At 62.8% G+C, this 2,511-nt stretch carries 4 protein-coding genes; 3 read left to right on the top strand and 1 reads right to left on the bottom strand.

The window, feature by feature from the left end; all coding sequences use genetic code 11:
- The 3 genes from EN964_RS31720 to EN964_RS31730 form a co-directional block, all read left to right on the top strand.
- Positions 1–217 (top strand): hypothetical protein (locus tag EN964_RS31720; protein ID WP_127277219.1); only part of this gene is annotated, 217 nt, incomplete at its 5' end.
- Between the two features lie 196 nt (positions 218–413).
- Entirely contained in the window at positions 414–866 is a 453-nt protein-coding gene (locus tag EN964_RS31725) for a DoxX family protein (RefSeq protein ID WP_127270318.1), read from the top strand.
- Between the two features lie 93 nt (positions 867–959).
- Entirely contained in the window at positions 960–1,937 is a 978-nt protein-coding gene (locus EN964_RS31730) for a complex I NDUFA9 subunit family protein (protein ID WP_127270317.1), read from the top strand.
- 27 nt (positions 1,938–1,964) lie between these two features.
- Here EN964_RS31730 and EN964_RS31735 read toward each other — a convergent pair.
- The coding region (locus EN964_RS31735) for a cytochrome P450 (RefSeq protein ID WP_127277221.1) at positions 1,965–2,511 on the bottom strand (547 nt) is incomplete at its 5' end.

Here is a 2,511-nt window from a genome sequence, read left to right on the forward strand (position 1 = left end):
ACAGGCAGCCACCCTGAAGGCCGCGCCGGTCAAGCCGACCAGCCCGGGTGTCATCGCCGCCCCGAGCGGCGGCGCCACCGAAGACCATTACTGCAAGAACGGCCATGCAAAATTCGCCAATTGCAGCGCCGATTTCGTCGCCGCCTGCAAGAAGGTTGGTGGCACCATGTCGGATGTTCAGGGCTGGGGTGGGCGTACTTGCTTCACGCCCTCCTGATACCGTCTCAGGTCAGGCCGCTCCGTCGGCCCCTGACTTCGCATGGATGTCACCCGGAAAACCCCGCTTCGGCGGGGTTTTCTGCGTTTTGACGCACAATGAATAAAACATTCTTGTTTTGGTCAACTTTTGTTTATTTGACTTCGGCCGACCCGACCGGCCGTTTGCGCTGATTGAGCAAAACAGAGGAGCTATAATGTCGGCAAGCACGGACAACCCCCGCAACGCCCTTGTCATCCCGGTCCTTGGCAGGTTTTACGCGGCTCTGCACGATGGTGCCGAAACCGTTCTTCGCGTCGTCGCCGGCGGGTTTTTCGCCATCCATGGTTCGCAGAAGATCACCAATCCTTTCGGCGCTGCCGAGATGGTCGAGGGTCTCGGTTTCTATCCGGGCGCGTTGTGGTCGTTGCTTCTGGCCTGCACTGAATTCTTCGGCGGCATCTTCATTGCCATCGGGTTTTTGACGCGGCCGGCCGCCTTTGCCGGCCTGTTCGTGCTGCTGGTCACGGTCTGGTTCCACTGGGTCACGATGGACCAAGGCTATTCGGGCGCGGAAAAGTCGCTGCTTTGGGCGGCGATCCTGCTCTTCTTCGTCATTCGCGGCGGCAACCGCCATTCGGTCGACGCCCGTATGGGCAAAGCGTTCTGACAGGCTGATAGCGACGACGCGTCGCCCTTTGCCTTTGGCACGAAACGGATTATGAAACGGCTTCAGCCAAGCTTGCGAGCGCCGGAGCCAGCCATGACCGAAATCCTGCAGACCCCAAAGCTCGTCGTCGTCTTTGGCGGGTCAGGCTTTGTCGGCCGCCATGTCGTGCGCGCGTTGGCCAAGCGCGGCTATCGCATCCGGGTCGCCTGCCGGCGGCCCGATCTTGCCGGCCATTTGCAGCCGCTTGGCAATGTCGGCCAGATCCAGCCGGTGCAGGCCAATGTGCGCGTGCGCTGGTCGGTAGACCGCGCCGTGCAGGGCGCCGACCACGTCGTCAATCTGGTCGCCATCCTGCATGAGAGCGGCCGGCAGAAATTCTCCGCCGTGCACGAGTTCGGCGCCCGCGCAGTGGCCGAGGCCGCACGCTCGGTCGGCGCCGGCCTGACCCACATTTCTGCGCTTGGCGCCGATCTGGACTCCGAATCAGACTACGCGCGCACCAAGGCGCTTGGCGAAAAGGCTGTGCTGGAGACGATCAAGGACGCCGTGATCTTCCGGCCGTCGATCAATTTCGGACCCGAAGACGGCTTCTTCAACCGCTTCGCCAACATGGCGCGCTATTCGCCGGTGCTGCCGCTGATCGGCGGCGGCCAGACCAAGTTCCAGCCGGTCTATGTCGGCGACGTGGCCGAAGCGGTGGCGCGCTCGGTCGACGGCAAGGTGGATGGCGGCCAGATCTATGAACTTGGTGGACCGAAGGTGCTCACCTTCAAGCAGTGCATGGAAGAGCTGCTCGACGTGATCGAGCGCAAGCGGCTGCTGGTGCCGGTGCCGTGGTGGGTGGCCAACATCCAGGCCTCGATCCTCGGTCTGTTGCCCAATCCGCTGCTGACCAAGGACCAGGTGACGCAGTTGCGCGAGCACAACATCGTTTCGGACGCCGCCAACAAGACCAACAGGACGCTTGCAGGGCTCGGCATCCAGCCGCAATCGATCGCGACGATCCTGCCCAGCTATCTCTGGCGCTACCGCGCCGCCGGCCAGTTCCAGCAACGCAAGCCTGCTGCTTAATTTATCACAACCGTCTGAAGCTGTGTCTCATGCCTGTCGCGGCGTGACCCGCATCGGCAGACCGCCTTGCGGCTGCGTGGTCAGTTTCTGTACAGGCCAGGGTTTGGTTTCGGCTGTCGTGTCGAAGCGGAAGCGCGACAGCATGATCGCCAGCGCGATGATCGCCTCCTGCATGGCGAAGCTGGCGCCGATGCAGACGCGCGGACCCGCGCCAAACGGCAGATACTGGAAGCGGTCGATCTTTTCGCGATTTCCCGGATGGAAGCGCTCCGGCAGGAAGGCATCCGGCCGGTCCCACAGTTTCCTGTGGCGATGCACGACCCAGGGCATCACCAGCACCGCGGCGTGCTTGGGGATATGAAGATCCTTCCACATTTCCGGTTCGATCGGCTCGCGGTTGATCGACGGCGCCGGCGGATACAGCCTGAGCGCTTCGTCGAAAGCCGCACGCGTGAACGGCATGGCATCGAGCCATTTCGTCGGATCGGGCTCGCGCGCCAACACCTGGTCGATCTCCTGCTCGACCCGGTCGCGCTCCCACGGCGATTCAGCCAGGCAATACATTGTCCCGCCC

This window comes from Mesorhizobium sp. M7A.F.Ca.CA.001.10.2.1 (genome assembly GCF_003998575.1).
Taxonomy (GTDB): domain Bacteria; phylum Pseudomonadota; class Alphaproteobacteria; order Rhizobiales; family Rhizobiaceae; genus Mesorhizobium.